The organism is Bacillus sp. TH19 (genome assembly GCF_016651075.1).
GTDB lineage: Bacteria > Bacillota > Bacilli > Bacillales > Bacillaceae_G > Bacillus_A > Bacillus_A mycoides.
In genome coordinates this window covers 1,950,660-1,977,335 of the sequence record NZ_JAEKEO010000007.1, presented here as the reverse complement: position 1 = coordinate 1,977,335, position 26,676 = coordinate 1,950,660, and the positions used below count along the sequence as shown (strand labels likewise).

The following is a 26,676-nucleotide window of genomic DNA, read 5'->3' as shown; positions in this document are numbered from 1 at the left end:
AAGTAGTAAGTTACTAGATCTGAAAAGATTGTCAGCTACTCAAAAATGAAAATACAACCGAGAAAGTAAGAGAGTTTGTATTTTACATTTACCAATAAGATCATTTTAAAATGACAAATAGATGCCTCAAGGCATCTATTTGTCTATAAAGAACTATTTTACTTCTATTGTATAATTACCTAATCCTAATCACTCAGGTTTTTCCTTGCTAACATTTTCTAACATAATGCCTTTGCTAGAGTATAAGATTACTTTTACATCTTACTTTGTGAAATTTGGTTTTAGGTCACCTGTATACGGTTCATGCTCAACAAAGATTTTTATATCTTTTCCATTCGCATCTTTCCCTATTCTTGTATACGTAAATTTATCTTTATTTAACTCTGTAAGTTCAAGGACCGCACCATATTTATTATTTCCTAACGAAACGTGAGCTCTTATTTTATTGTCATGTACAACATCGAAGAAACCATAATCCCCACGACTTATCCCTGTATTCATATTGAAAAACTCATATTTATTTGTATTTTTATCATATTTTGCTAGACTGATTAAGTTAGAGTTGTAGTTTGTTACATTATTACCCTGTTCATCTAATACCACTGTTCCGTTCCATAGAGTACTAGATAAGATTTCATCTCCATCAACGTCTGTAACTATTTTCCCCGTCGAGCTTTCTAAATTTTTATCAAGTCGGGTAAAAGAAAGCTCTTTTTCTTGATAAGGAACATGCTCAACAAATACTTCTACATCGTTCCCTTTTGCATCTTTCCCCATTCTTTTATATGTAAATTTCTCCTTGTCTAATTGCGTTAATTCAACAACTGCTTGATAATTTTGCGTTTCAGAAATTAACACTCTTTTCTTTCCATCGTTGGTTATAAAAAAGGTACCGCTATCATTACGACTCTCTCCTGTATTTGCATTAAAAAATTCATACCTTGCAGTTTTAGCATCATATTTTGCAAGCCCGATGAAATTTTGATTTTCTTTCGTTAAATCATTATGATCTTTGTCATAGACTTTTGTCCCTTTCCAGTTTGTTTCACCAAGTATACTAGCTAGTAGCTGCCCTTTCGTTTGTTGAGTTTCTTGTATTGCATTGTATAAAAATTGTGCATACTGTTCACGCGTCACATCCATACTTGGAGCGAATTCCCCTCCTCCTACTCCTTTTGCAATATTATTTGTTTGAACAGCACTAATTGCATTTCTTGCCCATGAGTTCGTTGAAACGTCATTAAAAGTATGATCACTCTTTGCCTTTAAATGAAAAGCATTTGTAAGAACCTGTGCCATTTCTGCACGTGTTAAGGATGCCTTCGGTCTAAAGTTCCCATACTCATCACCCTTAAAAACACCCATTTCTGTTAAAGACAAGATTTCCTTTATATAGCTTGTCGAATCTTCGCTTACGTCCCCATATGGGTTCTGATAATTTTTGTTTTCTGCCATATTAAAATAACGATACATTAAAGCTGCAACTTGTTCGCGTGTTACGTTATCTCCAAAACCAAATCTTCCATCATCATAGCCGAAAATAATTTTCTCACCTGTTAATTGATGAATCGCCTCATATGACCAGTGCCCCTTTGGAACATCTTTGAATACACCAGTATGATTCGTTTGTGGTGTAACCTCCTCTGCTTTCACCTCTCCATTTTTTTCACTTAATAGGCTTCCACCTAAAACTGCTGATATGATACATGTTTTTAAAATTGTTTTATTCATAGCTTCCCAATCCCTTCCTTCATTTAACAAAGAATTACACCACTTATCTTCCAAAAGAAGATTCTATGTGAGCAATTCATGTTTTAAATTTTGATTACAGCTAATTGGTTACACCTCCAAAGTTCTTTTTCGTAGTATCCATAGCTGTTATATATAGGAATTATAAATAGCAACTATAAATTGCCCATAAATAAATTATTAAAAAAAGATAAAATTAAGATAATATATTTTTAATCTCAATCAAAAAAAACGTTATTCTTTCTCATCTAGCTTGTTAAGAAAGAATAACGTTTTTTAATTCTAGGGTCCCTTTTGGAAAAAAAGAGGTTTATTTTATATGTCCAAAAACAATTTCACGGTCTTTTCCAAACAAAACATCGAAAAAAAGCCGTGGCATATACTTATTTTATAATTGACGGAAGACGACCAGAATAGCTCTTTTTACTTCCCTTCATTCTTCTCTAACACATACAAGTCTTCTTCAATATTCGTTAATTTCTCACTTACAAGCTTTCTTGCATCTCCAATTGCTTGATTGTATGCAAATGGTCCAACTAATTTAATCATTTCCTCTATTAAACGTTCTGCTTGGAAACGTCCAATTTCATCTAAATCTTCTTCAACGAAAAATTGCTGAATTTGTGCTACAAGCTCTTCTTTTTTATCAGTCGGTATTTTTATGTTCATCATCATTCGTTACTCCTCTATATTTAAGATAATACTTTTCTTAACTCTACCATAGAAAAGCGATTTCCTGGACAAGTTTTTGTAACCCCTTCTAACTCCCTATGGCCGAGTATATTTCCTTTCTCTATGGCAAACTGCTTCATAAACATTTTACATAAAGAATATAATGAATTCATTTGTGCAGTATTTGGATCATATTTATCAAAATTTCCCGTCATACATATTCCAATTGTGTCACTATTATTATCTTTCGCATGTGCTCCAATATGTAAACCTCGCCCTTCGACTACAGTTCCATCTTCTTCAATAAAATAATTGTAACCAATCCCGCTCCATCCTCTTACCTTTTGATGAAATTCGTGAGTTTTATACACATCCCAGCCATCTTCTGACGTATGGTGGATGATCAGTTTATTTACTTTTTCTAAAGGAACTAACTCATTTTGAAATGTTAAATTTGCACATTTAATTTCCATATAAACATCCTCCTCTTACAAATCGATCATAATAACTGTTTTATCATCTGGTCTTATTCTATTTTCTCCTTCTAACCTTTCAATGATTGCTACATATTCTTTTATACTATTTTTTCTTATATATGCTACAGTTTGTTCTAACGACCACTCGGGGTGAAACAATCCGTCTGAACAAATAAAAACCCCACTTACTTCAGCTACCTGTAATTCACCATATTGTAAATAATCCATAGCTTCTTTCATCCCATTTGCAACTGAGTAGCCGTTTGACATATTTGCAAGATAGCGATTGTATTTTAACTGCTCCCGAACATCTTGAAAAACGTGTTCCTCAGGTATAGGTAATCCCTTTTCTCTATCTTCCTCTCTCTTCTTTTTTGCACGTTTACTAATTCCTTGAACCGTATCTTTCGTTAATACTCTCATCGCTCCATTTTGAAGTATTGCAACGATCATACAATCACCTAACTGTGCATATTCAAGTTTTTCGCCTTCTATTTGAACTGCTGCAATACATGTACACCAAAGATGGTCTTTTTTTCTCGTATCAACCTTGTACTCTAGCATCTTGTTTTGCAATAATTCATTCGCCTTTGCAACTTCACCTTGTAAACTATTAATCTCCCGTAACGAAGTAAAATGACTTGCAAATAAATGCGAAGCGATGTATGCTCCATTATGTCCTTCTTCATCACAAAACGGGACGAGCGGAGTTGCTCCATCACATACACCGTAAATCATTTTATCTTCATTACAAAAAAATGAATCCTCACACTCTTGTTTTAAAGGACTTTTCTGTTGATATGTTGTTATCTTCATATCTGTATCCCCTCCCAATTTATCAAACACTCGAACTATTTAGATTAATCTAATTTTCCAAAATAAACTGTTTTCCCAAAAAACTTTCAATTTCATATATAATCTTGAAATAATATGATTATTTAGTGAAGGACGGGAAAGAGATGGTCAGATTTCTTGGTGTTATTTTTGGTTCTATTATTATCGCAATTGCCTTTAATCTTTTCCTTATCCCCCATAAAATTTTAAGTAGTGGAATTGGCGGAATTGCTATTATTTTAGGGATTGTAACCCCTGTAAACACAGGTATTATTAACTTTGTATTGAACTTACCTATCCTTATTTTAGGATACATAGGTCTTGGAAAAAAAGTAATTTTTAACACGGTTGTTTCTGTAATTGTATTATCTGTTGCATTATACTATGTTCCAGTAAAAGTCGTAGCAACAGATCCACTTTTATCATCTGTATTTGGCGGTGTCATCGCCGGAGCTGGTATTGGTCTTGTCTTTAACTGCCATGGTTCAACTGGTGGATTTGATATTATCGGTATGTTGTTATCTCGTAAGCGAGATATTAAACTTGGTGGATTCCTTATTGCATTAAATACTGTTGTTGTTGTCATTGCAGGATTTTTCTTCACTTGGGATGTTGCCCTTACAAGCTTACTTTCAATTTATGTAACTGGTAAAGTAATTGATGCCGTTCATACGAAACATCGTAAAGTTACACTTATGATTGTAACAAATCAAGCAGAAGAAATGAAAAAAAAGCTTCTTTCAACTGTAGTACGTGGCATTACGTTACTTGATGGTGAAGGTGCTTATTCAAACGAGAAAAAACGTGTACTTATGACAGTCGTTTCACGTGAAGAATTAGCAAGTATGAAACTAACGATTTCGGAAATTGATCCTCATGCATTCGTTAATATTACGGAGACTGTTGAAGTATTAGGATTGTTTAGAAAAGTGTAAAAAACTAGGTGGACCTTCACCTAGTTTTTATTTTCCATAAATTCAATTCGATTTCCAAACGGATCTGACACGTAAAATCTGATTACATCTGGTCGCGCATGATCATCTATTACTTCAATACCTTGCTTTATTAACCTTTGTTTAAATTCATTAATTTTCAAAACATAAAAAGCTGGATGCGCTTTTTTAGCTGGATTAAAATTTTGCTCAACTCCGATATGAATCTCTTGATTTCCACACTTAAACCAACACCCACCACGCTTCTTTAATTCCTCTGGCTTTGGGATTTCCTCCATACCAATTTTATTACCATAAAATTCTCGTGCTTCTTCTTCACATCCTACTGGCGCCGCTACTTGTACATGATCAATTCCTTGAATATAATTTTTCATATTCCTTCCCCCTCTTCTATTCTAATGTTATAACGAAAATACATTCATGTAACTTAGAAAATATTAATAAAGCAATATAAGATTCTCTTATTACTACCCTTTTTTACCTTCCACTAAAAATAAAAAAGAAAATTTATTATATAATTTCCATTTTTTACAGAAATACACATTGCACCTATATTATAGTTAGTACTAGATTCATCTTTTTTAGATGCTAGTTGTACGGAGGAAATATTATGAGTCGTAAAAAACATTCATCTACTCAAAAAAAGCGTCACCCAAACGTATCGGAGCGCTTGCGAAACCATATACAAAATCGTTCTTTAGCAGAAATGTATGCATCTCTTTTTGAACATAACCCTGATAGTATTATTTCATTGAATTTAGAAGGAGTTATTTTACATATTAACCCCTCTGCGGAAAGAATATTAGGTTATACTTCTAACGAATTAGAGCGAAAAACAATCACTTCTATTTTAGAAGCACATATTTCTGATCAAGTGCTACAATACATAAAAAATGCTGCAGCTGACAATCAAAAAGAGTATATCGTCTCTATTTATCATAAAGACGGATATTTACTAGATGCCGTAACAAAATTAGTTCCTATTTTTGTTAAAAACCGTTTAACAGGTGTATACGCCATTATGAAACCCCTTGAAAAATCAGAAAGAATTGAGAAAGTATTACAAGAGAGTGAGAAACGATTACGCACATTAATGAATTCAATGCCTGCATTTGTTATTTTTAAGGATCATGAAGGACGCTGGCTTGAAGCGAATGACTATGCGCTTTCTTGTTTCAATTTCCATAACGTTCCTTATCATGGAAAAAGAGATAATGAACTCATTCAATATAACGAAGCATACCGCGAATCTTTTTTGCATTGTGAAGAAGTCGATGAACTAACATGGCAAAAAGGACAAATTCTTCACGGAGAGGAATTTATTATACATAGAAATGATTTCGACCTAGTTTTAAGCATTTCAAAAGTCCCACTCTTCCATCCTGATGGCTCACGCAAAGGTCTTATAGTGATGGGAAGAGACGTTACCGAACTAAAAGAAACTGAAAAGTTATTACGGAAATCCGAAAAACTTGCAGTAGTAGGACAACTGACAGCTGGAATTGCCCATGAAATTAGAAACCCGCTCACTTCATTAAAAGGATTTTTAACGTTATTACATCCAGAAATAAATGAGGAAAATAAATGGTATGTGGACGTTATGTTGAGTGAAATTTCACAAATGGAATCTATAACAAGCCAATTTATGGCGATGTCTAAACCACAAGTGTTATCTATTCATACATGCAACGTACAAACATTAATTGAAGAAGTTGTAACTTTTATTTTACCAACAGCAATTATGCATAGCGTTCATATCATCATGGATCATTTCGATTATATTTCTGACATTCAATGTGATAGTAATCAATTAAAACAAGTTTTGATTAACATATTAAAAAATGCAATCGAGGCGATGCCTGATGGTGGTAACATATTCATTCAAACAACTTCGTTAGAAAATGATTTTGTTTCAATACGCATTATGGATGAAGGTTGTGGGATTCCTGAAGAGCGCATGGCTCGTCTTGGCGAACCTTTTTATAGCTTGAAAGAAAAAGGAACTGGCCTCGGCTTAATGATGTGCTATAAAATCATTCAAGAGCATCACGGAAAATTATTCATTTCCAGTGAATTAAACATAGGAACAACTGTCGATATCCAATTACCGATTGCTACAGCTCAGCCTGTAACAAACTCTTAACTATGCTACATTAATATAGTAAAAGACATCTGTTATAAGTAGTCGAGTTATTGTGGAAAACATCTACACTAATACGTTAAAAAGCTCAAAGTCCCTATATGACTCTGAGCTTTATTTTTGTATACGATTTATTTTATTAAATCCACTCTTTTCCATGTTTACGAATAAACTGAATATCATTTTCATAATGTTCAAGATGCCCTTCATCTATCATCTTTTGGAAGTTCATATCGCCTTCTAGTGCTTTTCTTTTCATGTATTTACATAATCCTTCTAATCGTAGAAGTACCATCTCCAAATAATCCTCGGCGATGCCATCACTTTTATAGGACTCAAAAAACAATTTAACTCTTTGCTTTATGCGGTCTGCATGCTGTAATGAATTATAATAAACCGCCGCACCTGTTTCCTTATAATAAACTCTACTTAATGGGACACAAGTGTAAAGAGTATAGGCTATGTCCCAAAGTCTGGGTCCAGGACCAGCAACATCAAAATCAATAATACCTACTGGTTTTTCGTTATTAAAAATAATGTTGTATATTGCAAAATCATTGTGGCATACAACCTCTATTGTATTTGGAGTACTATCCATCGGTTTCCAATCATCTGATAACGGGAAATCACTCACAGCATCATGATAAAGACGGAGCATCTTCGCTATTTCTTTTAAAACCTCATTAGACCACATGTACTCTTTTAAAGGGTAATTACCAGCTTCTCCTTCAATAAATGATAATATCTCTCTATCTTTATCATCAATACCTAAAAACTTTGGTGCATAACTAAAACCTTTGTTTTCCAAATGATTTAATAGCTTATGAATTTTGGTACTGCCTTGCTTTAATTCTCGTCGAACAGTATCTTCCGAACGATATACGTTTGAGACATTCCCTCCCGTTAGCATTTCTTCATTTTCGTAGTTTGACATCTAATAGTTCCCCTCCATTATTCTACATTTTCTTTATATTTTAACATAACTTTCCTATTCCCTTTTAACCCCTTAAATTGCAACAAAAAAATCGAGTATAAAATCTTTATGATTTTACACTCGATTTAGTCTACTATTTATGCATGTGAAAATATTTTTTCATACCATTCTGTTGCCTTCTCTACTTCATTCATCGTTAATTGATGTCCTCTATTCTCCCAATGCATTGTTACATTAGCATCTACATTTTCTAATAGCATCTTCAATTCCTCTGACTCAGAAGGTGAACAAATTGGATCATTTGTTCCAGCAGCGATAAATACGAATTTCTCTGCTAAATTAGGTAATTCTATTCCTCTTCTAGGCACCATTGGGTGATGAAGGACTGCACCTTTTAATGCATTTTCGTAATGGAATAATAAGCTCGCCGCAATATTTGCTCCATTTGAATACCCAACAGCTACGATATTATCTCTATCAAATTCATATATTTTTGCTGCTTCATTTAAAAATTCATTTAATTCCTTCGTACGGAAAACAAGATCCTCTTCATCAAAAATACCTTCTGCTAATCGGCGGAAGAAACGAGGCATCCCATTTTCTAATACATTTCCACGAACACTTAATACAGAAGCTTCCCGATCAATTCTTTCTGCAAGCGGTAATAAATCTAATTCATTTCCTCCTGTACCATGAAGCAATAACAACACTGGTTTTGACGTATCTTTTCCTTTTTGAAAAACATGTTTCATCATATTCCTTTTCCCCTTTCAATCACTTTAATCTAGATTTCTCACTTCAAATGGTAAGAGTGTCTGTTCAATTTGTTTTCTATGTTGTTCATATCGATTCGGTAATTTTAACTCCTCACCCATCGTCTCTAAAGATTCGTCATGGGCAAAACCAGGAGGGTCTGTTGCAATTTCAAATAAGATTTCGCCGTGTTCTCTAAAATAAATTGCGTTAAAATAGTTTCGGTCTTGTACAGGGGTTACACCATATCCAAAGCGAGACACATGCTCTTTCCAGTCTAATTGATCAGTATCATCACTCGCTCTCCAAGCAATATGATGAACTGTACCAACACCCATTTGCCCACGTCCAATTGTTGATAATCTCAAATCGATAATATTTCCAATATCAGCAGAAGAACGGAACCGCATAAACTCTCCCTCTTCTCCTACTTTCTCAAGACCCATAACATGCTCTAACAATTCAGCAGTTTTTTGAGGTTGTGCAGATAAAAGAACAGCACCGCCAAATCCTTTAATTGCTACTTCTGGCGTAACTTCTCCAAAAGTCCAATTATTTAATTCGCCCTCTTCTCTTTCAACTAATTCTATATGCAAACCATGTGGATCATCAAACTCTAAATACTGTTCGCCAAATCGAGTCATCTTTGTATACAGCACACCGAATTTTTCTAATCTATTTTCCCAAAACTCCATTGCACCTTTTGGTACGACATAAGACGTAATGCCTACTTGACCGTCCCCAATAATACCTTGACGGGCACCTGCCCATGGGAAAAACGTAATAATTGTTCCAGGCTTTCCTCCTGCATTACCAAAATAAAGATGATACGTACCTGGATCATCAAAATTAACTGTTTGTTTTACTAAACGCAATCCTAATACACCTGCATAAAAATCTACATTTTCTTGTGGGTGACCCACGATTGCTGTAATGTGATGAATTCCCATCGTTTTCTTTTCCACTTTCTCCACCCCTTTTATTTCATTTTAAAAACTTTTATACATTAAAATTCATTATTCATTTTGTCCATACTGCAAAGTAAAATCCATCGTTATGATTTTATCTTTAATTCGAGATATAAACTGTGAAGTTACGCATTATCTTCTATATCACTGAATTCATCTCGAATTCGAGATAATCCCATAAAAATATTTACTCCATCTAAAATCTTTATTCGGAAATAAATTATCTCGAACTCAATATTTATTATAAGTTACTTACTTTTAGTTGTCAACAAGCACTTATTTTCATTTTAAATCAAAAGAGAGTAAATGCTAGTTAGCATTTACTCTCTTCGCTAATTATTTCGTTTCCTCTTCCAACACCGCTTCCATCTCGTTAAATTCACGATGAATTGCTTTCACTGGTTCTTTCGTTAATAAACTTACAACTATAACAGCTAATAAACTACAGAAGAATCCAGGTACCATTTCATACATAGTCGCTTTTAAACTTGGAATTTGTACCCAAGTAATAACAACTACTGCACCTACAATCATACCAGCAAGAACGCCCCATTTGTTCGTTCTCTTCCAATATAAACTTAATAAAATGGCGGGTCCGAATGCTGAACCAAATCCTGCCCAAGCATAACCAACAAGTGTTAAAATTGTATCACTTGGATGATACGCTAAAACAACTGCGATCATAGCTACTACTAATACTGACAGTCTACCGATAAATACAAGTTCTTTATCACTTGCGTTACGACGGAAAAATGTTTTATAGAAATCTTCCGTTACAGCACTTGAAATAACGAGTAATTGCGAGGAAATACTACTCATAATCGAAGCCAAAATAGCTGACAATAAAAATCCAGTAATATACGGATGGAATAAAATGTTTGAGAATGTTACAAAGACCATTTCTGGGTCTTGTAATTTCTCATTATTTTTAGCGTAATAAGCAATACCAATTAGACCAGTAAGCATTGCACCTATAATTGAAATCGTCATCCAACCGATACCGATTCTACGAGAAGTTTTTAAATCTTTAACAGAGGTAATTGCCATAAAGCGAACAATAATATGCGGTTGACCAAAATACCCAAGACCCCATGCTAAAAATGAAATAATACCAAGAATTGTAGTACCTTTAAACATATCTAAATGCGATGCATCAACTTGCTTAATCGTATTGAATGTTTCTGTTACACCACCGACATCTGTAAAAGCTACAATTGGCACTAACACAAGAGCAATAAACATAATACAACCTTGCACAAAGTCGGTCCAACTTACTGCTAAAAAGCCACCGAATAATGTATAAGCAACAACGACACCGACAGTTACAAATAAACCAATTTTATAATCAAGATTGAAAGAATTCTCAAACAAACGTCCACCTGAAACTAAACCAGCTGACGCATAAAATGTGAAAAACACTAAAATGACGATAGCGGAGACAAAACGAAGTATTTTCGTACGATCTTTAAACCGATTTTCTAAAAAATCTGGAATCGTAATTGAATCATTTGCCATTTCTGTATACGTTCGCAAACGCGGGGCAAGAATTAAATAGTTTGCATAAGCACCTATTAATAAACCTATCGCAATCCATACACTTGATAATCCTGTTGCATACATCGCACCAGGTAATCCCATTAGCATCCAACCACTCATGTCAGAAGCACCAGCTGATAAAGCTGTAACTGCTGGACCGAGTCCCCTTCCGCCTAACATATAATCTGATAAATCGGATGTCTTCTTATAAGACCAATAACCGATATACAACATACCTGCCATATAAATAGCAAGCGAAACCATAATCTCAATCTTCACCAAATCTCTCCCTTAGTTATATAAGCCATTCAAAATTTCGAAAAATGACTTTTTCTATTTTCTTGTTTTCGCTTATGGTTCCCTACCTTAACAAACATTTTTTGTTCTTTCAAGTGAACAAGCCCTTTTCACTACATGTGAAAACCTTTATAAACGCCTTTATCCCAGTGGATTACCCGGTTTTTAAAAGAAATTAAAGTAAAAATATTCAGAAAATAAAATAGCGTTTTTTCACACCTTATTTTCATTCGTTTATTAGTTGAATTTTAAAAGAAAAAAGCCATACGAATGTATGACTTTTAATTTATTAAACATAGCTTATCTTCTATTTACTAGTAGGAAACAATTCTGAAAGAGGAACTACCCGCCCCACCTCATCTTTAAACACAATATGCTCTCTCGTTAAATGGCGCGGGCTCTTTACTCCCGCTGCTGCCGCAAGTGAGAACAAACTATATCTCATACTAATAACATAGTTCATTACTCGCCATTTTTTCTCATACGGATCTAATGCTTTTTGGTAGTGTGGATTCGTAGTTGCAACCCCCGATGGGCATTGCCCTGAATTACATTGAAGTGCCATAATACAACCGCTTGCCATCATAAATCCGCGTGCTGAATTTACGGCATCTGCACCAATGGCTAAAGCAATTGCCACTTTATCTGGTGTAATTAATTTCCCTGAGGCAAACACTTTGAATTTTTCCCGAACACCGTAATGATTCGCTGTATCAATACATGTCAGTAATGCTGGAATAAGCGGTATTCCCATACTATCTGCCATTGATTTATACGTAGCACCTGATCCACCTTCTGAACCATCAATTGTAATGAAATCTGGATAAATGTTTAACTCTTTCATCGTTTTGAATAAATCTTCCAACGGTTCCTGCTGTCCAATTACAATCTTCATCCCAACTGGTTTACCACCGTTTTCTTGCAAACGTTGAATAAAATAAAGTGTATCTACTGCATTCTTTAAAAATGGAAATCGATTCGGTGAATTAATCGTTTCTCCTTCTCGTACTTTCCGAACGGAAGCGATTTTCTCATTTACCTTCTGTCCTTCTAAATGACCACCACGTATTTTTGCTCCTTGCCCAAATTTCAATTCAAACGCTTTAATATTACTTTCTTTCGCCTTCTCCATAAATTCCTTCATCGAAAAATTCCCGTCCTCGTCACGGTATCCAAATAATCCCGGACCAATTTGGGCAATGATATTTGCACCCGTATGTAAATGTTCCGGTATTACACCACCTTCCCCCGTATTAATCCATGAACCGCCAGCCATCTTCGCGCCAAATCCACTTGCCAAAATATAATTTTCGCCAATCGCACCGTAAGAAGTTGCTGATGCGCCAAACATGCCATACAGTTTCCACGGATATTTGCGGTTTTCACCGACGATAATTGCATCATCTTCTTCATATAACCAAAGATTCGTTGTATCCGCTGTCAATTTTTCTCTTCGTGAAAATAACCCTTCTTTATGAATCACATACTTTTTCCCTTCACGTTCTTTCGTTACATTCACACTTAATTCATCTGTTAATTTCGGAAATAATGTATTAGCGATATAATATCCAGATGCATCAAAATCTCGTTTTGATCCAAAACCGAGTATTTCTGAACGGTATTTTGCTAGAAACATTACACTTTGAAAATCATAACGTGAAAAGGGCTTTCCATCCGTATCATGATCAAACCAATATTGCCTAAATTCCGGTCCTATCTTTTCAAGTAAATAACGCATCCTTCCTAAGTATGGATGTAACTTTAATATAGAATGATGCGTCCGTTTTTTAATAAAAAATGTAATAATAAAAAAAATGATTAATAGTAGCATCAATAAGAGCAATATACTAATAATAACGAGTAGCGTTTCACTCATCCCGCTTCCTCCTATGAAAATCCATAATAAAAGGAGAACACCTGATGTGTTCTCCTTTTATCTTTATTCAAATTAATGTAGCAAGATGCTCTTTCGCGTCATATTCAACCAAATTTTCAGCATTTTTAATTCGCTGAACAAAATCTGGATTAGCGATTAATGGTCTTCCGAACGCCGCTACATCAATTGTTCCTTCTTGCAGTGCTTCTTCTGCCTCTTTCGGATTCAAATTACCTACTCCTACGATAGTACTATCCCAATACTTTCTTACTAATTGATGAAAATTCTTACCGTCAGCAATAACTTGCGTATAATTCATCGTTGAAGGGTGAATCATCGTTAATCCAACTTCTTTAAACATATTTACAAACGTTTCAATTGCAAGTTCAGGATGTTCCCACATATAAGTAGGATTATCACCTTTAAAGGCAGAGAAGCGAAGAAGCGTTTTATCAGCTCCAACTGCTTCAATTACAGCCTGAACAACTTCTTTCATAAACGTTAACCTTTGTTTTAAGTCACCGCCGTATTTATCAGTACGTTTATTCGCAAATTCATAAGTAAATTGGTCAATTAAATATCCGTGTGCACCGTGAATTTCTACACCATCAAATCCAGCTTCGATTGCGTTTTTTGCAGCCTGTGCATATTGATCGACAACTTCTTTTATTTCTTCTATTGTCATTGCTTCTGGTGTATCAAACGGTTTACGAAAACGCGGAACATTACCCTCCGCAGCAATAGCAGACGGTGCTTGCGGCATTTGACCACCAATTATTTCGTGATGACTCATACGTCCAACATGCCATATTTGAGCAATAATCGTTCCGCCTTCTTTATGTACTGCCTCTGTAACAGGTTTCCAAGAATCAATTTGCGCTTGTGTATAAATACCTGGTACTCCCGGATTCCCTTTTGCTCTCGGGCTAATGACAATTCCTTCTGTAATAATTAATCCAATCCCATCAGCAGCACGTTTTTGATAATACTCTACTACATCAGTACCAACTACCCCAGTCTCATTATTTGCAAAACATCTCGTCATCGGTGCCATCGCTATGCGATTACGAAGAGACCAAGATCCAATTTGAATCGGATGAAATAACTTCGTTTCTTCAATATTTTCAAAAGACCCCCAAGCGTTTATATTTGTTCCTTCATAAATACTTGCCGCTTTATTATTTGAACTTGTCATTTTTCTTCCCCCTAAAAAAATCTAACTATAATCGCATCATACTTACTTTTAGATAGTAACGTCAATTTATACGCTCTTACGTAGGAATATTCGTATAATAAAACTAACCGTTTTTAACTTTAAGGATTCTGAAATTCAGGAATCTACTGTTTATTCTAATGCCCAGTAAGTGGATGAGGAAAATACTTATTAAGTGGATGTTTTCTTTTTTCTAGTTTTATTACTATAGAATATATCGGTAATTAATTATTTAACTATTTACTAACCAAAAAGAACCTGTTTCCAATGTACTATGTTCAAACTTACACTAACGAGGTTTCAATAATTCATTTGTTTTTTAATTATACCAACGAAATTTTAGGAACTAATAAAAGACTCCTAGATAGTTGAAAGTATTTTTTCTTATTTAATTTTTAGAAAGAAGGATAACAATGAAAACAAAAGCTACCGTTTCTACACCCGAAAAAGATTTTAATATGCAAGAAGTATACTTAGACGAGATTAAAGACGATGAAGTATTAGTAAAAATTATCGCTTCGGGTATATGTCATACAGATGCAACAGTTTTAGACGGTACAATGCCAACACCAAAACCAGTTGTTTTAGGACATGAAGGTTCTGGTATCGTGGAAAAAGTGGGAAGTAATGTAACATCGGTTACACCTGGTGACCATGTTGTACTTGGATTTTCTTACTGTGGTCATTGTGAAAATTGCTTAGATGGTAATGCTGCTGCTTGCGAAAATATGATTGAATTAAACTTCTCTGGAAAAAACAAACGCCATGTAACACCTATACACGATCTTAACAATAATGACATTTCTCAATTCTTCGGCCAATCTTCATTCGCATACCATGCCGTTGTTAATGAGAATAATACTGTAAAAGTACCAAAAGATGTTGATATACGTTTGTTAGGACCACTTGGTTGTGGAATTATGACTGGTAGCGGTACGATCCTAAATTCATTACAGCCAAAACCAGGTAGTAGCCTAGTTGTATTTGGAACCGGTGCTGTTGGCCTTAGTGGCTTAATGGCAGCTAAAATTGCTGGATGTACTACAATCATTGCCATTGATATTCATGATAGTCGTTTAGAATTAGCGAAAGAATTAGGCGCTACACACACGATTAATAGCTTAAACGAAGATCCAGTTGCCAAAATTAAAGAAATTACAAACGGTGGAGCTAATTACTCATTTGAAACAACTGGCGTAAATACTGTTACACTGCAATCCATTCAATGCTTACGAGTAAAAGGTACAATGGCAACTGTTGCTGTTGGTAAAAAGGATTTAACTTTAAACGTAACAAATGAAATTGTCGTAAAAGCTATTACAATTAAAGGGGTAGTTGAAGGTGATGCAGTAGCGCAACTATTCATTCCAAAATTAATTAATTTCTATCAAAAAGGACTATTCCCATTCGATAAGTTTGTACAATTCTATTCTTTTGAAGAAATTGCTCAAGCATTTGAAGATTCTAAAACAGGAAAAACGATTAAACCTATTATCGTAATGGAGTAACATTTGTTTACTTTTTCCCGATAACTAACAAAACAAAAATATCCTGAAATGAAATAAATAAAATTAAAAAGGTTTCCTAAGTAGGAAACCTTTTTTAGTTGACCATATAAGGCTAACAATTCGTTTATCTCTTTTAAATAAAGAAAATAAACAATTATTATCTCCTCACATATGGAAAATCTCTTAACAATAGAAGTGGGAGTGGTTCAGTATTCTTCTAAAAATAATAACTTATATACCTAAAACAATGAAAGCCCTACCTCTCTTTCATCCTTACGGCTCCTCGTCCGTGCCAGTGTGAATCAGGATTGCAAAAATCAAGTAACTATTTTATCGAGTTATTTAATTAAACTTCGAACATTCGTAAAAGAAATTAAAAAATAAAAATGGATTAAATTGTAGTAATAACAAAAGAGGTTAATGCTCTAAAAGTGGTTTGAAAGAGTTGAATGTCTTTGAAATGATTGATTTTCTATAATTATATTCCCAAAAAATTCAAGATCTTTTTTGGGATGTAATACATTATCTACAATGAATCTTAACAAAAGCTTTTTATTTGATTTTCTGTGATACCTTCAATTAATCCCAGCTCACTAATCAAAAATTCATGTGCGTTATCTAACATTTTCTTTTCGCTTGCATTAAGTGCTTTTTCTTTCTGCATACGTAATAAATCACGTACAACTTCAGCACCTTCTTGTATTTTACCCGTTTTTATTTTATCAGTGTTTAATTTATACCTTTGTTTCCACGTAAGTAATCTATCTGATTCCCCATGCTGAAAAATATCTATTATGTTTGTTAATGCCTTTATATCTGTAACTGGTCGTATATTTGAACTCAATATTTTCCCCATAGGAATCATTACTTCCATATTACTAGCCGACATTTTTATAACATAATACTGTCTTTTTTCTCCTGAGATTTCCTTTTCTTCTATGGCTTTAATTATACCTGCTCCGTGCATTGGATAAACGATGTTATCGCCAATTTGAAACAAATAATCCACCTCCATATATGGTAACCTTCTCAATCTTAACACACATTTATTTTTTTAGCAAAATTTTTATAATATCACAAAATTATTTTCTATGTCAATTTATTTACACATAAAAATTCAAGCTGTACAGAAACACTAAAAAACCCGCGATTTTGTTACATTTCTACACCCATTTTCTCCAATTTTATATACCTTGTAAAACAAAAAAAACACATCACTACATATAAGTAGCGATGTATTTTTATATAATGACAAAAACGGTTGCTTCAAAACTTCACACACGATCCTTCGCTTATATACTAACCTGTTTACTAATCGTTTCTCGCGCTAAAAGAAAACTCATAATCACTTGCGCAGCTACTCTACTCGTCATATCCCTAAAATCAAGAGTTGGATCAATTTCTACTATATCCATCCCTTGAACGAGTGGCTCTTTACCAAGGAATTCAATTGCATCAAGTAAAGTTGTACTATCCATCCCACCAGGGCCAATTGCTGGACAGCCCGGCGCAAACGCTTGGTCTAGTACGTCCATATCAAGAGAAATATAAATAGAAGTCACATCTTGTTTTCTTAATACTTCAATACTTTCTGAAATAAGATCTTTTATTTTTCGCTCTCTTACATCTTTCATTGTATACACTGTCACGCCATGCTCTTTTGCATATTCATGGTACGCTCGTGCATTTGAAAAATTACGAATCCCAATTTGAACGAGCTGTTTTCCTGTAATCACATCATTTTCTAGCAAACTACGGAACGGTGTACCATTTGATGGACCACCATCATCTAAATTACGTAAATCATGATGGGCATCAAATTGAATAATACCGACCTTCCCTTTACTATTTGCAAAACCAGTTATACTCGGAAAACTAATCGAGTGGTCACCACCAAGAACGATTGGTATCATTTTCGGATTTACTTTCGTCAAGTGACCAACTGTTTTCGCAATTCGGTTATGACTCTCTTTTATATCTGTCACATGCATCGTAATATCACCACAATCATGAAGAACACTTTCTTTCATATCGTGTTCTTCTGTAATTGCGTACGTGCTATATGCATCCAACATTGAACGAATTGTTTTTGGTGCAAAACATGCTCCTGAATGGCTAATAGATGGTTTAGAAAGGGGCGCTCCAATTAAGGCAGCACCGAATATTTCCACACCTTCCTCCCAATTTTTAATCATTTCGCTCCACTTCGTCACTTCACGATCGATAAACTTTGCATTTTTCTTTAAATAGTGGCCGTGCTCCACGATTGTTCACCTCTTGTATATGCGATATTCCCATTCTTCCATACTGTATTTACATGACTTACGCCGTAATGGTACGGTACATAAGCGTAATTATAAGCATCCCATAAAACTAAATCCGCCTTACGACCAACTCTAATTTTCCCAGCTACATCGCCTCGATTAATGGCATAAGATGAGTTCACTGTTACCGCATTCCAAACTTCTTCTGGTGTCATTTTCAGTTTCAGCATCGCAATGCTCATAATAAGCTGAATGTTTTCAGTTGGACAGCTACCTGGGTTAAAGTCTGTAGCTAAAGCAACTGCAACACCTTCATCAATCATTTTGCGGCCGCGTGCGAAGCTTTCTTTATTTAAATAGAAAGTTGTTCCTGGTAATAAAGTTGCTACTGTATTAGAATTCGCAAGCATTTCAATTCCTTTATCAGAAGCGCCAACTAAATGGTCCGCTGATGCTGCACCAATTTCAGCCGCTGCTTCCGCACCACCAAGAGGGTCGATTTCATCTGCATGAATTTTCACATCAAAGCCAAGCTCTTTCGCTTTTAATAAAAATTCTTTTGATTCTTCTACAGAGAACACACCTGTTTCGCAGAAAATATCAACGAACTCAGCTAATTGCTTCTCTTTCATTTCCGGTAATAAATCTAGCATCCATTGTAAAAATTCTTTCGATCTTCCTTTATACTCTTTCGGAACTGCATGAGCACCTAAAAATGTTGAAACTAAATCAATTGAATGCTCTTTTTGTAATTGTGCAGTTGCCTCTAATTGTTTCCATTCTGTCTCATCATCCAATCCGTAACCACTCTTCGCTTCTACAGTTGTAACTCCAAAAGATAGCATACGGTCTAAATGGAATTTAGCTTTTTGAACAAGTTCTTCTTTCGACGCTTGTTTCGTTGCATTTACAGTTGAAAGAATACCTCCACCTTGTTCTAAAATTTCCAAGTACGGAACTCCTTGTAGTTTTAGCGCGATTTCATTTTCACGAGATCCACCAAATACAAGATGAGTATGCGGATCAACAAGACCAGGAGAAACCATTTTCCCGTCGCAATCAATAACCTCTTTCGCTTGTAATCCTTTAGCTTCTTCCGCTGTTCCAACGAAAGTAACTACACCATTTTCAATTCCAACCGCACCGTTTTCAATAACAGGAAGCGTATTCATCGCTTCCCGTCTTAACAAGCCATCTTCTTGATCCATTGTTAGTAATTGACCGATATTTATTAGTAAAGTGTCCAGCATGTTTCTTCCTCCTTATTTCATCATTGGGATGTTAACGCCTTTTTCTTTCGCAGTTTGAACCGCTAAGTCATAGCCAGCATCAACGTGACGAACAACACCCATACCAGGGTCAGAAGTTAATACGCGTTCAATACGTTTTGCCGCTGCTTCTGTTCCATCTGCAACGATAACCATTCCAGCGTGAAGTGAATAACCCATACCAACGCCACCACCGTGATGAACAGACACCCAGCTTGCACCGTTTACACTGTTAATTAATGCATTTAAAATTGGCCAGTCTGCTACTGCATCACTACCGTCTTTCATAGATTCTGTTTCACGGTTTGGAGATGCTACTGATCCACAATCTAAATGGTCACGGCCGATAACGATCGGTGCTGATAATTCACCATTAGCCACCATTTCATTAATAATGCGGCCAAATTTCGCACGCTCGCCATAACCAAGCCAACAAATACGTGATGGAAGACCTTGGAACTCAACTTGCTGACGTGCCATACGAATCCAATTACATAAATGCTCATTATCCGCGAACTCGCGTAAAATAACTTCGTCTGTTTTATAAATATCTTCTGGATCACCAGAAAGTGCTACCCAGCGGAATGGTCCTTTTCCTTCACAGAATAATGGACGGATAAATGCTGGAACGAATCCCGGGAAATCGAAAGCATTTTTTAATCCTTCATCGAAAGCAACTTGGCGAATGTTATTTCCGTAATCAAATGTAATCGCGCCTTTTTCTTGCATTGCAAGCATTGCTTCTACATGTTTTTTCATACTTTCTTTTGATAATTGTACGTAACGTTCTGGATCTTCTTCACGAAGCTTCGCTGCTTCTTCTACTGTGTAACCTACTGGAATATAACCGTTTAATGGATCATGGGCAGAAGTTTGATCCGTAACTAAGTCAGGGATAATATTACGGTTTACTAACTCAGGTAAAATTTCTGCTGCATTACCTAATAATCCAATTGAAATAGGCTCTTTCTTCTCTTTATATTCGTTTGCAATAGCCAATGCTTCTTCTAATGATTCTGTATACTTATCACAATATCTCTTTTCAATACGACGATCGATACTACGCTTATCTACATCAATAGCAATTACAACACCGCCGTTCATCGTTACAGCAAGCGGTTGTGCGCCACCCATGCCACCTAAACCAGCAGTAATCGTTACAGTACCTTTTAATGAACCATCGAAATGTTGACGTGCCGCTTCACCAAATGTTTCATATGTTCCTTGTAAAATCCCTTGTGTCCCAATGTAAATCCAGCTACCCGCTGTCATTTGTCCGTACATCATAAGACCTTTTTTCTCTAGTTCACGGAAGTGATCCCAGTTCGCCCACTTCGGTACTAAGTTTGAGTTCGCTAAAAGAACGCGAGGCGCATCTTCATGTGATTTAAAAATTGCTACCGGTTTTCCTGATTGAACAAGTAACGTTTCATCGTTTTCTAACGTTTTTAATGAATCAACAATTGCATGGTAGCTTTCCCAATTACGAGCTGCACGGCCAATTCCGCCATATACAACTAATTCTTCTGGTTTTTCAGCTACTTCAGGATCTAAATTGTTCATTAACATTCGAAGTGCAGCTTCTTGAACCCATCCTTTCGTTTGTAACTCAGTACCTCTTGCCGCACGAATTGTTTGTTGTACTTTTTCCATTTCAATCTCTCCCTTTTCTCGTTTTATAGTGCTGCATTTACATCCAATCTTTCCTTTATTGAATAATTCGTTTTTAACCAATGCGCGATATTTTCAATATCCGTTGAGAATATACGGTCATTTGTAATAGATGGCACTTGCTGACGACCTTGATGATAGAACGTTTTTGTAACTGTACTCATGTTTTCAATTCCGCGATATTCTGCTGCTTGCATCGCACAGATCATCTCAATTGCAAGAACGCGTCTTGCATTTTGAATAATTTGATGCGCATGACGTGAAGCTATTGTTCCCATACTTACGTGATCTTCTTGGTTAGCTGAAGACGGAATTGAATCTACACTCGCTGGATGAGCTAACGTTTTATTTTCTGAAACGAGTGAAGCCGCTGCATATTGCATAATCATGGCACCTGATTGAAGTCCTGGTTCTGGACTTAAAAATGGTGGTAAGTCATTTAATTGCGGATTTACTAGGCGTTCAATACGGCGCTCTGAAATATTTGCAAGCTCCGCCATCCCTACTTTTAAGAAGTCCATTGCAAATGCAATTGGTTGTCCGTGGAAATTACCACCAGAGATTACTTTTTCACCGCCATCAAAAATAAGTGGATTATCTGTTGCTGCATTCATTTCAATTTCTAATTTTTCTTTCACATAATTTAAAACTTGCCAAGAAGCACCGTGAACTTGCGGGATACAACGAAGTGAATATGCATCTTGTACACGAAGTTCTCCTTGTTTTGTCACAAGTTTACTATCATGAAGAATATCACGAATTCTGCTTGCCACTTCGACTTGCTCTTTATAACCACGCGCTTTATGAACATTTTCATCGAATGCATCAATAATGCCGCGTAATCCTTCCATTGTCATCGATGCAATTAATTCTGATTGATAAGCACTTGCTTCAGCTTCTATATAAGAAAGAACCCCTTGCGCTGTCATTGCCTGCGTACCATTGATTAACGCAAGACCTTCTTTTGCTTCAAGTTCAATAGGTTCAAGTCCTTCTTCTGTAAGAGCAACCATCGCATGAACTCGTTTTCCTTTGTAGAACACTTCACCTTCACCTAATAAAACGAGAGCAAGATGAGATAAAGGTGCTAAATCACCGCTCGCTCCTAGTGATCCTTGTTGCGGAACGACTGGATGAATTTTACGATTTACAAACTCAAGAAGCATGTTTACAACAAGTGGTCTAACACCCGATACTCCTTTTAACATCGTATTAGCTCGTAAAATCAACATACCGCGTGATACTTCTTCAGGGAATGGATCGCCTATTCCGCACGCATGTGACTGAATTAAGTTGTGTTGAAGTGCTTTTACATCATCTTTTTGAATAAGTACATCACTAAACTTTCCAAATCCAGTTGTAATACCGTAAACGACTTTTCCGTCCTCTACAATTTTCTCGACAACTTCGCGGCACTCTGCCACTTTTTGCATACTAGTTGGGCAAGCTGTTACACCTTCACCTTCAAGTAACAACCTCTTCATTTCTTCAACTGTCAATGTGTGTCCTGTTAACGTAATCATTCTTTTTCCTCCTTATAAAGGCAAAAGGGGACCTTATCTTTTTAAGACAGACTTCTGTCCTAAAAAATAAGGCCCCCTTCTAACTAATAGACTATGGGCAAATCATATGTGATTAATTCCTAAACCAATCGCCTCATGCTCAGATCCTTTTACAGGTGCACCAATCGTTCCATAAAGTGCAACAGCAACCCATTCGCCTTCTTTTTTTCCGTCGTATGGTGTACCGCGCACAATCGCAAAGCGAAGTCCTACTGTACGAAGAACGTCTGCTAACTGAATTTGACCTCTCGTCACTCCGTACAAAGCTTCCATAATTGCATGATAAAGTGCATGTGTTTCTCTGTAAACATCTGTTTCAATAACTCGGTTGCTCTTAGCCGCTGTTTCCATTGCTGCTACTACTTTTTGCGAATTCATAGAACCAACTTTCCCAGTACAATATTTCCAACCTTTCGGAATAGATAATACGGGACTTTCATTCTCATCCGCAAGTGCCAACAGCATGGCCATACGACCAATTCGATGTGTTCCTTGAAGAAGCATGTGACTCTCTCATTTCTTTTGAATTATTTGAATATTACTTAATTTAAGAATATATGAAAACGGTTAAATCGTCAATAGTTTAAAATATTATTCAAGCAATTTTTTATCCCTCTCATACTTGTACTTGTGTACACAATTTATTTACAGATTTTTTTCAGACGTGCTATAGTCTCACTAACAGATGCAAAGGGGCGAAATTTCAGTGGCGAAGCGAAAAGATATTCATTTTCGAATTGAAGAAAAATTACTTACAAGGTTTGAAGACGCACTCCATTACGAAGGTTTAAATAAAACAGATGTATTGACACATGCGATTCAGCAATTTTGCATAAAGGTGGAATGTGAAAAAATGAATGATGTAAAACGCCAATACAACGTAAGTAACCATTTACAAACACGTATCGATACGCATAAACATTACGAAGAAAAATAAGTGAATGTAGATGAAGTCGTCATTGAACATTTACAACTCCAAGAGGAAGAAAAAATATTAGAGGTCGGGTGTGCTAACGGAAAATTTCTTTCCCTTTTGCAAACTAATGGTCATAAAGGACATCTAACTGGTTTTGATCAATCCGAAACTATGCTTTCTGAAGCTGCTATAACGAATAATATGATTGAATGGAAACTCGGTGACGCTAGTAAACTTCCTTTCGAAGCTAATTGTTATGACCTGCTAATCGCAAGGCATATGTTATACCACATGAAAGATGTCGAAAAAACTATTCAAGGATTCCATAAGATAATTCGTCCTGGCGGCGCCCTTTTAGCTACAACAAATTCTAAAGTTTCATTACCTCGTATAGATGAAATGTGTAACAAAATGTTAGTCACATTTGATTTACCAAAAACATCACCGTCAGTAGCTCCATTTTGTTTAGAAAATGGTAAAGATCTATTACACTCTGTTTTTTCAACTGTTGAAGAAACAATTATTCATAATGCACTTGTTTTTCATCATGCCACTCCAATCGTTAACTATATTTCTAGCATGTTCCCGTCGCTGAATATACCTGATAATATGTCCCTTCACACCGAAATGAAGGAATGGCTAAAAGAAGAAATAGAAAATGATTTATCATTTCATAACGGTATATGGCGCGATCCGAAAACGTTAGTTATTTATCGATGTAAACAAGAAAAGAGCTAGCATTCGCTAGCTTTTACACGTTTTCCGGTAAAAGATTCTCCATCATTATATTGCCCTTTCCACTATAAAAATTTGTATTATGTTCATTCACTACTCCAAAATAGGAGGCAATCGCTAGTCCAAATGGCACAAATGCATGTCCTTGTGCTGTAATAATATTTGCGTGCTGTACAACTTCTGTATACACAAAATTTTCTACTGGAAAACAATCTAATTTTTGATAATCTATAGTCACTGTATAAGAGATTTCTTTTAGTAAACCTGCCCTTGCTAACGCATACGGTCCAGCACAAATCGCTGCCACTAATTTTCCTTGCTCAGAAAATTGACGAATAACTGAAAAAAGCAGTTTCGCCTCTTTCATATGTATTTCATCTCCGTCCGGAATGATAATCCCCTCATATTCTTCTACACGCACTTCACTTAATTCTATATGCGGCTGTACTTGTAAGCCTGTTTCACTTATAATCATTTCTTTTGTTAAACTCGCTGTAATGATTTCATATTTCTTTTTCAGCAATGCTGTTGCTACCGTTATTTCAAACTCTGCAAATGTCGGATATACGAATAATAATATTTTTTTCATAGCCTTTTCTCCCTTAGCCACCCTATAAAATATGCCTCTAATTCGTCCACTGATAATATATTAGTGTCCACATAAGTTACGGGAAATTGTTTATACCATTCTTTTTCAACTTCTACTAATTTAAATTGTTCCTCAAATGTACTTCGATTTCTTGTCCTATCATTATTTCTCCTATCATACAAACTCTCTTTCGAAACATCTAAATAAAAAATTGCATCCGAACGGCATTCTCTTAATTTATACAATTCACCTTTTAATTCTGTTTCTATACCCCACTCTTTCCCTATCATCTTCGGATAAAAGAGTGTATAAAATTCAATATCTTCTGGTCCACGATCAAAAATCACGACTGAGCTTTTCACATTTTGAAACTCTTTTATTTTTGCTTCAATAAACATTTTTTGATTTGTAATAAACCCCTCTTTTGAGTTCATATCTAAATGTAATTCTTTTCTTTTTCTACAATTGGATATGGATTTTCGTATATAATTGAAAGCTCATATTGCTCTAACCTTTTTGCCAATGTTGTTTTCCCACTTGCCATCGGTCCTTGGAGTGAAATTACGTATGTCATCCCTCTCATTCCCTTGTACTGTATTACATGAATAATAAACAGAATTTTGAAAACTATCAACAAGATATATATCATCTTGTTTCTTATTCTTATCTAACTTATAATAAAAAATAGAGATTATGACGGACGCAAAATAATGTAAGCTTGGAAATCCAAGCTTACATTATTTTTGCTTTCCCTTTTCTTATAAAAAGAGTATACTAGATTAGAACGTATGTTCTTAATAATTACATACAGTAAGGAGATAGAACAATGGTATACGACACAAAAGCAATTTCTTGGAATGCATCTTTAAAACAACTTCAACGCCGCTATACAAACAAACAAGTTGACCGAAAAGAATTTGAAGATATTGAACTGATGGAATTCTTCCGCGATAACGACTACATTCCTTTACCTACACATATAAGCGGCCTATCAACAACACGTTTTACTTCTTACTCTATTTTCACAACTGAAGATAAAGATCGTAAAGTTGGCACACTCATCATTGAATATGTAGAAAATGACAATGATATTTTATGTGTTGAACAACTATACTTCGTTTAAATCACAACGCTTGGTCAAAATGATCAAGCGTTCTTGCTTTCTATGAATCTCATTGCTTATAATATAAATAAAATACAAAATATTGCTTTCGTTAAAGGAGGGCATACAATTGCTTGAAGGATGGTTTAGTTGGTTTATAGTCGTTTGGACTGTTGTATTATTAGGGCTTATGTCCATTGGTGGATATTTCATGTTCAGAAAATTCCTAAAACGATTGCCGAAAGAAGACGGTATGTCCATTTTGGATTGGGAAGATCACTATATTAATAAAACAAGACACTTATGGGCTGACGAACAAAAACAATTGTTAGAAGAACTAGTAAGTCCCGTTCCGGAATTATTTCGCGATGTTGCTAAGTCAAAAATTGCTGGCAAAATCGGAGAACTAGCATTACAAGAAAATGCCTCTAAAATTACACAAGATTTAATTATTAAAGGATATATCATCGCCACACCAAAGCGTGATCATAAATTTTTAGTTAAAAAACTACAAGAAAAAAAGATTGATTATTCAAATTACAAATCTTTACTTGCAAAATAATCTTCATTTTTTATTTTCCTATTTTCGACAAGTTACATTTTATACGTCGTGGTTGGGACAGAAGGTGCTAACAATACCAATAAAAAATACAGCGTCAA

Annotated in this window: 23 protein-coding genes and 2 pseudogenes; 6 read left to right on the top strand and 19 right to left on the bottom strand. The window is 35.3% G+C overall.

Annotation, left to right across the window (positions count from 1 at the left end):
- Positions 1 to 261: 261 nt before the first annotated feature.
- The 4 genes from JFU54_RS14020 to JFU54_RS14005 all read right to left on the bottom strand — a co-directional run bounded on the left by JFU54_RS14020 (position 262) and on the right by JFU54_RS14005 (position 3,713).
- A complete protein-coding gene (locus tag JFU54_RS14020; protein ID WP_201064797.1) occupies positions 262 to 1,731 on the bottom strand; it encodes a DUF4822 domain-containing protein in 1,470 nt (489 codons plus the stop codon).
- Positions 1,732 to 2,172: 441 nt separating this feature from the next.
- Positions 2,173 to 2,424 (bottom strand): DUF2164 domain-containing protein, encoded by a 252-nt coding sequence (locus JFU54_RS14015; RefSeq protein ID WP_002087817.1) that lies wholly within the window; start codon positions 2,422 to 2,424, stop codon positions 2,173 to 2,175.
- A gap of 17 nt (positions 2,425 to 2,441) precedes the next feature.
- Complete coding sequence (locus tag JFU54_RS14010) at positions 2,442 to 2,894, bottom strand: peptidoglycan recognition protein family protein (protein WP_002033528.1); 453 nt, start codon at positions 2,892 to 2,894, stop codon at positions 2,442 to 2,444.
- Between the two features lie 15 nt (positions 2,895 to 2,909).
- Positions 2,910 to 3,713: a protein phosphatase 2C domain-containing protein gene (locus JFU54_RS14005; RefSeq protein ID WP_201064794.1), complete on the bottom strand. Its 804-nt coding sequence runs from the start codon at positions 3,711 to 3,713 to the stop codon at positions 2,910 to 2,912.
- A gap of 143 nt (positions 3,714 to 3,856) precedes the next feature.
- On the opposite strand from JFU54_RS14005, the gene JFU54_RS14000 reads away from it, so the two are divergent.
- Positions 3,857 to 4,666 carry a YitT family protein gene (locus JFU54_RS14000; protein ID WP_000251329.1) on the top strand — a complete coding sequence of 270 codons (810 nt, stop codon included), beginning with the start codon at positions 3,857 to 3,859 and terminating at the stop codon, positions 4,664 to 4,666.
- Positions 4,667 to 4,686: 20 nt separating this feature from the next.
- Here the strand turns inward: JFU54_RS14000 and JFU54_RS13995 are convergent, their stop codons facing one another.
- Positions 4,687 to 5,058 carry a VOC family protein gene (locus tag JFU54_RS13995; RefSeq protein ID WP_002033526.1) on the bottom strand — a complete coding sequence of 124 codons (372 nt, stop codon included), beginning with the start codon at positions 5,056 to 5,058 and terminating at the stop codon, positions 4,687 to 4,689.
- Positions 5,059 to 5,294: 236 nt separating this feature from the next.
- Here JFU54_RS13995 and JFU54_RS13990 point away from each other — a divergent pair, with 236 nt between their 5' ends.
- Entirely contained in the window at positions 5,295 to 6,827 is a 1,533-nt protein-coding gene (locus JFU54_RS13990; RefSeq protein ID WP_016100832.1) for a BA3702 family sensor histidine kinase, read from the top strand.
- A 136-nt stretch (positions 6,828 to 6,963) separates the two neighbouring features.
- Here JFU54_RS13990 and JFU54_RS13985 read toward each other — a convergent pair whose 3' ends face one another.
- The 6 genes from JFU54_RS13985 to JFU54_RS13960 all read right to left on the bottom strand — a co-directional run bounded on the left by JFU54_RS13985 (position 6,964) and on the right by JFU54_RS13960 (position 14,383).
- Positions 6,964 to 7,758 carry a phosphotransferase gene (locus JFU54_RS13985; RefSeq protein ID WP_201064792.1) on the bottom strand — a complete coding sequence of 265 codons (795 nt, stop codon included), beginning with the start codon at positions 7,756 to 7,758 and terminating at the stop codon, positions 6,964 to 6,966.
- A 137-nt stretch (positions 7,759 to 7,895) separates the two neighbouring features.
- Positions 7,896 to 8,513 (bottom strand): alpha/beta hydrolase, encoded by a 618-nt coding sequence (locus JFU54_RS13980; RefSeq protein WP_201064790.1) that lies wholly within the window; start codon positions 8,511 to 8,513, stop codon positions 7,896 to 7,898.
- Between the two features lie 24 nt (positions 8,514 to 8,537).
- Positions 8,538 to 9,476 (bottom strand): ring-cleaving dioxygenase, encoded by a 939-nt coding sequence (locus tag JFU54_RS13975; RefSeq protein WP_201064788.1) that lies wholly within the window; start codon positions 9,474 to 9,476, stop codon positions 8,538 to 8,540.
- A gap of 339 nt (positions 9,477 to 9,815) precedes the next feature.
- Positions 9,816 to 11,294, bottom strand: a complete 1,479-nt coding sequence (gene putP / locus JFU54_RS13970) for a sodium/proline symporter PutP (RefSeq protein WP_002142737.1) — start codon at positions 11,292 to 11,294, stop codon at positions 9,816 to 9,818.
- A gap of 325 nt (positions 11,295 to 11,619) precedes the next feature.
- A complete protein-coding gene (locus JFU54_RS13965; RefSeq protein WP_201064787.1) occupies positions 11,620 to 13,188 on the bottom strand; it encodes an FMN-binding glutamate synthase family protein in 1,569 nt (522 codons plus the stop codon).
- Between the two features lie 67 nt (positions 13,189 to 13,255).
- Positions 13,256 to 14,383 carry an alkene reductase gene (locus tag JFU54_RS13960; RefSeq protein ID WP_002142739.1) on the bottom strand — a complete coding sequence of 376 codons (1,128 nt, stop codon included), beginning with the start codon at positions 14,381 to 14,383 and terminating at the stop codon, positions 13,256 to 13,258.
- Between the two features lie 431 nt (positions 14,384 to 14,814).
- Here JFU54_RS13960 and JFU54_RS13955 point away from each other — a divergent pair, with 431 nt between their 5' ends.
- Positions 14,815 to 15,909 carry an NAD(P)-dependent alcohol dehydrogenase gene (locus JFU54_RS13955; RefSeq protein ID WP_201064786.1) on the top strand — a complete coding sequence of 365 codons (1,095 nt, stop codon included), beginning with the start codon at positions 14,815 to 14,817 and terminating at the stop codon, positions 15,907 to 15,909.
- A 538-nt stretch (positions 15,910 to 16,447) separates the two neighbouring features.
- Here JFU54_RS13955 and JFU54_RS13950 read toward each other — a convergent pair.
- From JFU54_RS13950 to hutP, 6 genes are all read right to left on the bottom strand, one after another.
- Positions 16,448 to 16,909, bottom strand: coding sequence for a CarD family transcriptional regulator (locus JFU54_RS13950; protein ID WP_170935206.1), 462 nt, complete (start codon positions 16,907 to 16,909; stop codon positions 16,448 to 16,450).
- Between the two features lie 292 nt (positions 16,910 to 17,201).
- On the bottom strand, positions 17,202 to 18,173 hold the full coding sequence (hutG, locus tag JFU54_RS13945; RefSeq protein WP_002128542.1) for a formimidoylglutamase: 972 nt from the start codon (positions 18,171 to 18,173) through the stop codon (positions 17,202 to 17,204).
- A complete protein-coding gene (gene hutI / locus JFU54_RS13940) occupies positions 18,152 to 19,423 on the bottom strand; it encodes an imidazolonepropionase (protein ID WP_012261421.1) in 1,272 nt (423 codons plus the stop codon). Before hutI ends, hutG begins: the two co-directional genes overlap by 22 nt.
- A gap of 12 nt (positions 19,424 to 19,435) precedes the next feature.
- Positions 19,436 to 21,094, bottom strand: a complete 1,659-nt coding sequence (hutU, locus tag JFU54_RS13935) for a urocanate hydratase (RefSeq protein WP_002033512.1) — start codon at positions 21,092 to 21,094, stop codon at positions 19,436 to 19,438.
- A 23-nt stretch (positions 21,095 to 21,117) separates the two neighbouring features.
- Complete coding sequence (hutH, locus tag JFU54_RS13930; RefSeq protein WP_002033511.1) at positions 21,118 to 22,635, bottom strand: histidine ammonia-lyase; 1,518 nt, start codon at positions 22,633 to 22,635, stop codon at positions 21,118 to 21,120.
- A 102-nt stretch (positions 22,636 to 22,737) separates the two neighbouring features.
- A complete protein-coding gene (hutP, locus tag JFU54_RS13925) occupies positions 22,738 to 23,178 on the bottom strand; it encodes a histidine utilization transcription antiterminator HutP (protein WP_000926519.1) in 441 nt (146 codons plus the stop codon).
- Between the two features lie 202 nt (positions 23,179 to 23,380).
- Here hutP and JFU54_RS13920 point away from each other — a divergent pair.
- Positions 23,381 to 24,328, top strand: a pseudogene (locus JFU54_RS13920) (class I SAM-dependent methyltransferase).
- Positions 24,329 to 24,341: 13 nt separating this feature from the next.
- On the opposite strand, the gene JFU54_RS13915 reads toward JFU54_RS13920, so the two are convergent.
- Entirely contained in the window at positions 24,342 to 24,914 is a 573-nt protein-coding gene (locus tag JFU54_RS13915; RefSeq protein ID WP_033709344.1) for a DJ-1/PfpI family protein, read from the bottom strand.
- Positions 24,911 to 25,488, bottom strand: a pseudogene (locus JFU54_RS13910) (AAA family ATPase). Before JFU54_RS13910 ends, JFU54_RS13915 begins: the two are co-directional and overlap by 4 nt.
- A gap of 252 nt (positions 25,489 to 25,740) precedes the next feature.
- Here JFU54_RS13910 and JFU54_RS13905 point away from each other — a divergent pair.
- Positions 25,741 to 26,037, top strand: coding sequence for a hypothetical protein (locus tag JFU54_RS13905; protein WP_002033506.1), 297 nt, complete (start codon positions 25,741 to 25,743; stop codon positions 26,035 to 26,037).
- Between the two features lie 109 nt (positions 26,038 to 26,146).
- Positions 26,147 to 26,578 (top strand): DUF2621 domain-containing protein, encoded by a 432-nt coding sequence (locus JFU54_RS13900; protein WP_016100821.1) that lies wholly within the window; start codon positions 26,147 to 26,149, stop codon positions 26,576 to 26,578.
- Positions 26,579 to 26,676: the final 98 nt, after the last annotated feature.